Source organism: Pseudoalteromonas sp. S554, assembly GCF_005930865.1.
GTDB classification, from domain to species: domain Bacteria; phylum Pseudomonadota; class Gammaproteobacteria; order Enterobacterales; family Alteromonadaceae; genus Pseudoalteromonas; species Pseudoalteromonas marina.
Genome location: NZ_PNDV01000053.1, coordinates 22,433 through 30,865, shown reverse-complemented (window position 1 = coordinate 30,865; position 8,433 = coordinate 22,433). Strand labels below are relative to the sequence as shown.

Below are 8,433 nucleotides of genomic sequence, written 5' to 3'. Positions count from 1 at the left end.
TCAGTTCTCAGTTCTCAGTTTTAAAATAGAAACCGTGCTCGTTAAATCAAGTACGGTTTTTTACTTCTCTTTACGCTAAAAACTGACAACTATAAACATTCTGCTATTTCTTAGTAATAGTCACTTTTGGCTCGTCATAGTCACTAAAATCAATGCTTACTATGTATGTGCCTTTTATCGCAGGTGTGTAACTAAAGTAATTATAAATAGTATTACAGTCTGCCGTTGCTGCTTGCCCAAGTGTTAAACTTTGACCTTGTGGGAATGAGTCGCTGTAACCACAGTTAAAGCCTTCACTAAAATCGGCATCGGCAATTTTGAATTCGTACACTTTACCCGGTGTGCTAAATTTTACCTGCGCTTGATACAGTGCTGGGCCCACTAAGCTAAATTGGTACTGTGGCTCTGCGTCCCATAAAGTAAAATCGCCTCGCAGGTACATGGTGCGGTCGAGTTCTTTTTGTGGCAATACATCGTTAATTGATATTTGGCTTGAACATGCACTGAGTAACCCAGCAATAGCGAGTGGTATTATTTTTTTTATTGAAATCATCAATTTTCATCCTATTCATTATACCTATTAGCTTAATTAATCTAGGTAGGTATTAAAACTAAAAAGCCAGCGTTATGCTGGCTTTTTAAATTGCTAATGGTTGTTATTTTTGTAAAACAGAAATATCTGCAATATCTAAAAATAAACTACTTAACTGACTTAATAGCGCAAGGCGATTTTGCTTAACAGCTTCATCGTCGGCCATAACCATTACGTTGTCAAAAAAGTTATCAACACTTTCACGAATGCCTGCCAATTGGCTAAGCGCTTCTTGGTAGTTTCCATCGGCATAAAGTGGTGCAAGCTCAGTTGCAAATTTTGCCACTTGTGATGCCAATACTTTTTCAGCGTCGTCGCTTAATAAGCTCTCAACAACATTACCTTGGCTTGTGATGTCATTTTTAGCAAGAATGTTACTTACGCGTTTATTTGCGGCTGCAAGGGCTTCTGCTGCGTCTAAAGTACGGAAGTGGCTTACGGCTTTAACACGACGGTCAAAATCAACTGGTTTAGTTGGACGACGTGCTAGCACAGCTTGAATAACATCTACTTCAATACCTTCGTCTTGATACCATGCACGGAAACGTCCAAGCATAAATTCAAATACGTCGGTTGATACATTTAGATTAGTTAGCTTATCGCCAAACAATGTTTGTGCTTTTGCTACTAGGTCTAAAATATCAAGAGGTAACTCTTTTTCTACCATAATACGCAGTGCACCAATAGCAGCACGACGAAGTGCAAATGGGTCTTTATCGCCTTTTGGTGCTTGGCCTATACCAAAAATACCCACCAGCGTATCAAACTTATCTGCAATGGCTACTGCACAACTAATTAGGTTTGTAGGTAAGTTGTCGCCTGCAAAGCGTGGCATGTATTGCTCGTTTTGTGCAAGCGCTACATCCTCTGCTTCACCGTCAAAGCGAGCGTAATGCATTCCCATTACACCTTGTACATCAGTAAATTCCATTACCATTTCGGTCATTAAGTCTGTTTTACTTAATAGGCCTGCACGTTTTGCTAAGTCTTTATCTGCGCCTAATTGCTCAGCAATATACCCTGCAAGTTCGCTAATACGCTCAGACTTATCTTTAAGCGTACCTAACTGCTTTTGGAATAAAACGGTATCAAGCGATTCTAAACGGCTTTCTAATGTTTTCTTTTTGTCGGTCTCAAAGAAGAACTGTGCATCAGCCAAACGTGGGCGTACAACTTTTTCGTTACCTGAAATTACCACGCTTGGGTCTTTACTCTCGATGTTAGATACAAACAAAAACTTATTTAAAAGCTTGCCGTTTTGATCTAATAACGGGAAGTATTTTTGATCGTCCTTCATGGTGTAAATTAGCGCTTCGGCTGGTACATCTAAAAATGCTTCTTCAAATGTTGCCGTTAAAGTAACTGGCCACTCTACTAGTGATGTTACTTCTTCTAGTAAATCTTCATCCATTGCAACAACAGCGTTAACTGCGCTTGCAGCTTCTTCTATTTGTGCACGTATTTGCGCTTTACGTTGTTCGTAATCTGCAATAACGTAAGCAGATTTAAGTACATCAAAAACCTCATCAGCATGGTTAATGCTAATTTTTTCTGGGTGATGAAAACGGTGACCTTGAAGTTGGTTACTTACTTGCTTACCAAGGATCTCACCTTCTAGCAATTCGCTACCAAATAAAATAGTGACGGTATGAACTGGGCGAATAAATTGTGTTTTATTCGCACCCCAGCGCATTGGCTTTGGTATTGGTAATTTACTTAACGCTTTTGCGATAGCATCTGCCATTAGCGTTTTAGTTTCTTGCCCTGCTACTTTAGCAATGTGCAATAACCATGCGCCTTTATCCGTTTCAAGTGTTTGTGCTTCACTTACATCAATACCACAACCGCGTGCCCAACCCATTGCTGCTTTTGTAGGGTTACCTTCACTATCGAATGCTGCTTTAGTTGCTGGCCCGCGCTTTTCAACTTCTTTGTCCTGTTGTTTAGCTTCAAGTGCTTTTACTTGTAAACCTAAACGACGAGGCGATGCATACCAGCTTACGCCTTGATGTGCTAATTCTAGCGATTCTAACTCTTGAGTTAAATTTGCAGCAAATGCCTCGGCAAGTTTACGCAACGACTTTGGTGGCAACTCTTCAGTGCCAATTTCTACTAATAAATTTTGTGCTGTCATGCTTACTTATCCTTACACAGCGGGAAACCAAGCGCTTCGCGTGCATCGTAATAACTTTGTGCACATGCTTTTGATAACGCACGAACACGTAAAATATAACGCTGACGTTCTGTTACAGATATAGCATGGCGCGCGTCTAATAGGTTGAATGCATGCGATGCTTTCATCACTTGCTCGTAGGCAGGAAGTGGTAAATTTGCTTCTATTAACTTTTGGCTCTCAGCTTCACACTTATCAAACTGCGCAAACAAGTCTTCTACGTTTGCATGTTCAAAGTTGTAAGTAGACTGCTCTACTTCATTTTGGTGGAACACATCGCCGTAAGTTACACGCCCTAGTGGACCGTCTGCCCATACTAGGTCGTAAATGCTATCTACGCCTTGAATATACATTGCTAAACGCTCTAGGCCGTAAGTAATCTCGCCAGTTACTGGTGAGCACTCTAATCCACCTACTTGTTGGAAGTAGGTAAATTGCGTTACCTCCATACCGTTTAACCAAATTTCCCACCCTAAGCCCCATGCGCCAAGCGTTGGTGATTCCCAGTTATCTTCTACAAAGCGTACTTCGTGAGTTAGGGTATCAATACCCATTGCTTCTAGTGAGCCTAAGTAAAGCTCTTGAATGTTATCTGGTGATGGCTTTAAGACTACCTGAAATTGGTAGTAATGTTGTAAGCGGTTTGGGTTTTCACCATAGCGGCCATCCGTAGGACGGCGACACGGTTGTACGTATGCGCTAGACATTGGCTCAGGGCCAATTGATTTCAAAAATGTTTGCGGGTGAAATGTCCCAGCGCCCACTTCCATATCAAGTGGTTGAATAATGACACAGCCTTGCTGTGCCCAATAATCCTGTAAAGCCAGGATCAAACCTTGGAAGGTTTTTACGTCGTATTTTTGCATATTTGGCTTTTTACTATCTAAGAAGTAGCGTGAAAATTATCCTTAGTATACCGTGTGTACACTCAGGTTTTAAGCAGTTTGTGTATTTGTAGAAAATAAAAAAGGAGCCCTTAGGCTCCTTTTTATTATCTAAATATGTTTTTACACGTCTAAGTTAACTACGCGTAGTGCGTTAGTTTCAATAAAGTCACGACGTGGCTCTACCTGATCGCCCATAAGCGTAGCAAATAACTGATCCGCGCCTACAGCATCTTCAATGGTTACTTGTAACATACGGCGTGCGTCTGGATCCATGGTAGTTTCCCAAAGTTGATCTGGGTTCATCTCACCCAATCCTTTGTAGCGTTGAATATAGATCCCGCGCTTAGATTCAGTGATCAACCATTCCAAAGCATCCACAAAGTTATCAACAGGTTTTGTTTTCTCACCGCGTTGAATATAAGCACCTTCTGTAATGATGTTTGCAATGTTAACACCAGTCACAGCAATACGTTGGTAGTCACGCGATGTAATGAAGTCGTAGCTTAGTACGTGAGACTTATCTACACCGTGTTGACGAATATTCACAACGGGATAATACAAGTTACGCTCTGCATCATACTGAGTTGCAGCGTTGAAAATAGTTGCATCTTCGTCACGGTCAACTAAATCGTCAACAAGCTCTTTTGTCCACGTAATTACTTTAGCTTCGTCTTCAAGGTCTTCTTTGGTCAACTCGCTTTGGTAGATTAAACGTTCCATTACCGTGTTAGGGTATTTACGTTTTAAGCGCTCGATTACTTTAACTGTATTTTGGTAATCGTGAACTATTTTCTCTAAGGCTTCACCTTCAAGCGCAGATGCGTCTGCACTTGTGTATAAAGCTGCATTATTAAGTGCAAGCGATGTTAAGTACTCAACAAGTGCTGGGTCATCTTTAATATAGCGCTCTTGCTTACCTTTTTTCACTTTATAAAGTGGTGGCTGAGCAATATAAATATATCCGCGCTCTACAATTTCCGGCATTTGACGATAGAAGAATGTAAGCAATAAAGTACGAATGTGAGAACCATCTACGTCCGCATCGGTCATGATGATAATACGGTGATAACGTAGTTTTTCAGGGTTATATTCGTCACGGCCAATACCACAACCTAATGCAGTAATTAGTGTTGCAACTTCTTGTGAAGACAGCATTTTATCAAAACGTGCTTTTTCTACGTTTAGAATTTTACCTTTAAGCGGAAGAATCGCCTGATTCTTACGGTTACGACCCTGCTTGGCTGAACCGCCAGCAGAGTCCCCTTCCACTATATAAAGTTCTGATTGTGCAGGATCTTTTTCCTGACAATCGGCTAATTTACCCGGTAAACCGGCAAGATCCATTGCGCCTTTACGACGTGTCATTTCACGCGCTTTACGTGCCGCTTCACGCGCACGTGATGCATCTATAATTTTCCCAACAACAATTTTTGCATCTACTGGGTTTTCTAACAAAAACTCAGTGAACTTCTCAGCCATTGCTTGTTCTACGGCAGACTTAACTTCGCTAGATACTAGCTTGTCTTTTGTTTGCGAAGAGAACTTAGGATCAGGAACTTTAACACTAATTACAGCTGTCAAACCTTCACGCGCATCGTCACCGGTTGCGTTACTGGTTGTTTTTGCTTTCTTGTTAAAGCCCTCTTTTTCCATAAAGTTATTAAGTGTACGTGTTAGCGCAGATCTAAAACCGGCTAAGTGAGTACCACCATCACGTTGTGGAATGTTATTTGTAAAACAGTAAATGTTTTCTTGGTATGCGTCATTCCATTGCATTGATACTTCAACGCTAATTCCGTCTTCTACACGCTCATGTGTAAAGTGGAAAACGCCTTTATGAATAGGTGTTTTGTTACGGTTAATGTATTCAACAAATGCCTGAATACCACCTTCGTATTTAAAGTGGTCGCTTTTATTTTCTTCACGCTCATCATTTAAAATGATACTAACGCCCGAGTTAAGGAACGACAGTTCACGTAGGCGTTTTGCTAAAATATCGTAATGAAAATCTAAATTAGTGAATGTTTCTGCACTTGGCCAAAAACGTAGTTCCGTACCCGTTGTTTCAGAATCTCCAATAACAGCAAGTGGCGCATCTGGCACACCCATAGTGTAAAACTGCTCATGAAGTTTACCTTCTCGACGCACGGTTAGTTTTAATTTTTCTGAAAGTGCGTTTACAACCGAAACACCCACACCATGCAAGCCGCCTGATACTTTATAAGAGTTATCATCAAACTTACCACCAGCATGAAGTACCGTCATGATTACTTCGGCAGCCGAAACGCCTTCTTCTTCATGGATAGACACTGGGATACCACGGCCATTATCTCTAACCGATACAGAGCCATCTAAGTGAATCGTTACAAAAATATCATCACAATGACCAGCAAGGGCTTCGTCTATTGAGTTATCAACGACCTCAAACACCATGTGGTGTAAGCCTGTGCCATCATCGGTGTCCCCTATATACATCCCAGGACGCTTTCTTACTGCGTCTAATCCTTTAAGTACTTTAATACTCGACGAGTCATAATTCTCAGACATGGTTAATCCCACTTATCTTGTTATTAGGTTGCCATGTTTCACGTGGAACATTTTTAGTTCTCGTTGCATGGGTTCCACCACAGCAGAAATACTCTCAGATAAAATTGAAGAGATAAATATTTGAGAACTGCAGTGAGACAATAGTTGCCCAACTTTCTCTTTTGTATCTTCGCCTAACTCTGAGGGTAAATCATCTATTAGCAATATAGATTGCTTATCGGTCTCTGACTCAATTAAGCTATTTTGCGTTACTTTTAACGCATACAATAATAACTTTAACTGCCCGCGTGAGAACGTATTCTCTACACTGTTGCCAGCGACACTGAAACTAAAGTCGGCCTTATGTGGGCCCTTACTTGTAAATCCTTGGCGAGCATCTCGCTCAAAGTTTTGCTCTAACGCATCTGCAAGAGATTCATTCTCTTTCCAGCCTGCATTAAACGTCATTTCTAAATCGCGTATAAGCGTTAATTCTGAGCACATTTTATCAAAAAATTGCTGCTTAAACCTACTTATATACGCCAATCTTAATTTATTTATTTCTTCAGCCAGTCTAACAAATTCTTTGTCCCAAAACTTAATTTGGTCAAAATAATTCTTAGGCTTAGATTTTAGTAAAGCATTACGCTGTTTTAATACTTTATTAAACGATTGCCACAAGTAAAAAAACTCATGTTCCACGTGGAACAAACCTAAGTCTAAAAACTTTCTACGCTCTTTTGGCCCACCAAAAAATAAAGAATAACTTTCAGGCGTAATAATTTGAACAGGCATTAGCTGTGCAAGCTCAGATATTTTACGGCTCGCTTTACCCTGAATCTTTAAATTTGTTTCACCTAAACGCGTTTTGCTAATACCAATAGGAATTGATAAATCATGCACCGTCTTTCGGCCATGAATTACAAATTGCTCTTGCTGGTGTGCAATAATGCTTTTGTGCTTTGGTGTTCTAAAAGACTTGCCGTGAGAAAGGTAATAAATAGCTTCTAAAAGGCTGGTTTTTCCGCTGCCATTTTCACCATATATAATGTTTACGCCATTAACAGGTTCTAGCGTCAGCGCCTCAATATTACGAAAATATTTGAGGCTCAAATGACTTAAGCTCATTATATGTTTGTGATCTTATAAACGCATAGGCATAACAACATACATTGCTTCATCATCACCAGCGCCTTCTATTAGTGCACTGCTGTTTGAGTCTGCTAACGTAAACTGTACATCTTCAGTTTTTAATGTGTTTAATACATCCAAAACATATGAAACATTAAAACCAATTTCTAACTCATCACCCTGATAATTTACTTCAACAACCTCTTCAGCTTGTTCTTGCTCTGGGTTATTGGCAGTAATTTTTAATAAACCATTTGATAAGTTTAAGCGTACACCACGAAACTTCTCATTTGATAAAATAGATACACGCTGAAAAGCATTTCGTAACCATTCACGGTTGGCAATAATTGTTTTATCACCGCCTCGTGGAAGTACACGACGGTAATCAGGAAAACGACCATCAACTAGTTTACTGGTAAACGTAAACTCAATGTCAATAATACGAATGTGATTAGCACCGAATTGAATAGTGACTAGCTCATCGTCGGCAACCATAAGGCGCATGATTTCTTGCACACCTTTACGTGGAATAATTAATTGGCGTTGAGTATTAAGTGATTGAGTAAGCTTTTTCTGTGCAATCGCCAAGCGGTGTCCGTCGGTAGCCACCGTTTTAATATCGCTATTATCAACTTCAAACGACATACCGTTTAAGTAATAACGTACATCTTGGTTTGCCATTGAAAAGTGCGTGCTTTCAAGTAATTTACGAAGCTCTAAACGCGTTAGTTGAAATTCAACTTCACCATCCCATTCTTCTAAATTGGGGAAGTCAGCCGCTGATAACGTTGTAAGTGAAAAACGACTTTTACCACTCGTTAATAACAACTGGTGGTCTTGTAAGCTTAACATAATGTCTGAACCTTCAGGTAGACTTTTACAAATATCGAGTAACTTTTTAGCAGGTAAAGTTAATTTTGTATCGGCAATATCATCACCAACAAAAACACCAGACACTAATTCAATTTCAAGGTCGGTCCCTGTCATCGAAAGCTGTCCGTTTTCTACTACTAACAAAACGTTAGATAAAATTGGTAACGTATGCTTACGCTCAATTGCGCCCGATACTTGAACCAATGGCTTTAAAAATTGTTGTCTTGATATTGTTATTTGCATAAAAAAGT

At 40.0% G+C, this 8,433-nt stretch carries 6 protein-coding genes; all 6 read right to left on the bottom strand.

The genetic code is table 11. The annotated features are described in order from the left end of the window. Window positions 1-103 precede the first annotated feature (103 nt). The 6 genes from CWB65_RS12905 to dnaN all read right to left on the bottom strand — a co-directional run bounded on the left by CWB65_RS12905 (window position 104) and on the right by dnaN (window position 8,425). A complete protein-coding gene (locus tag CWB65_RS12905; protein ID WP_008130788.1) occupies window positions 104-553 on the bottom strand; it encodes an early set domain-containing protein in 450 nt (149 codons plus the stop codon). A 103-nt stretch (window positions 554-656) separates the two neighbouring features. After that, window positions 657-2,726 (bottom strand): glycine--tRNA ligase subunit beta, encoded by a 2,070-nt coding sequence (gene glyS, locus CWB65_RS12900; RefSeq protein WP_138740743.1) that lies wholly within the window; start codon window positions 2,724-2,726, stop codon window positions 657-659. 2 nt (window positions 2,727-2,728) lie between these two features. Continuing rightward, a complete protein-coding gene (gene glyQ / locus CWB65_RS12895; protein ID WP_008130780.1) occupies window positions 2,729-3,631 on the bottom strand; it encodes a glycine--tRNA ligase subunit alpha in 903 nt (300 codons plus the stop codon). A gap of 141 nt (window positions 3,632-3,772) precedes the next feature. Next, on the bottom strand, window positions 3,773-6,199 hold the full coding sequence (gene gyrB / locus CWB65_RS12890) for a DNA topoisomerase (ATP-hydrolyzing) subunit B (RefSeq protein ID WP_138740742.1): 2,427 nt from the start codon (window positions 6,197-6,199) through the stop codon (window positions 3,773-3,775). 12 nt (window positions 6,200-6,211) lie between these two features. Further along, window positions 6,212-7,306 (bottom strand): DNA replication/repair protein RecF, encoded by a 1,095-nt coding sequence (recF, locus tag CWB65_RS12885; protein ID WP_008130777.1) that lies wholly within the window; start codon window positions 7,304-7,306, stop codon window positions 6,212-6,214. Window positions 7,307-7,321: 15 nt separating this feature from the next. Beyond that, on the bottom strand, window positions 7,322-8,425 hold the full coding sequence (gene dnaN / locus CWB65_RS12880) for a DNA polymerase III subunit beta (protein ID WP_138740741.1): 1,104 nt from the start codon (window positions 8,423-8,425) through the stop codon (window positions 7,322-7,324). Window positions 8,426-8,433 lie beyond the last annotated feature (8 nt).

Bases quoted from the DNA above. Each gene is read 5' to 3' on its own strand.
- gyrB (WP_138740742.1), bottom strand. From the start codon at position 6,199: ATGTCTGAGAATTATGACTCGTCGAGTATTAAAGTACTTAAAGGATTA.
- glyS (WP_138740743.1), bottom strand. From the start codon at position 2,726: ATGACAGCACAAAATTTATTAGTAGAAATTGGCACTGAAGAGTTGCCA.
- glyQ (WP_008130780.1), bottom strand. From the start codon at position 3,631: ATGCAAAAATACGACGTAAAAACCTTCCAAGGTTTGATCCTGGCTTTA.
- dnaN (WP_138740741.1), bottom strand. From the start codon at position 8,425: ATGCAAATAACAATATCAAGACAACAATTTTTAAAGCCATTGGTTCAA.
- recF (WP_008130777.1), bottom strand. From the start codon at position 7,306: ATGAGCTTAAGTCATTTGAGCCTCAAATATTTTCGTAATATTGAGGCG.
- CWB65_RS12905 (WP_008130788.1), bottom strand. From the start codon at position 553: ATGATTTCAATAAAAAAAATAATACCACTCGCTATTGCTGGGTTACTC.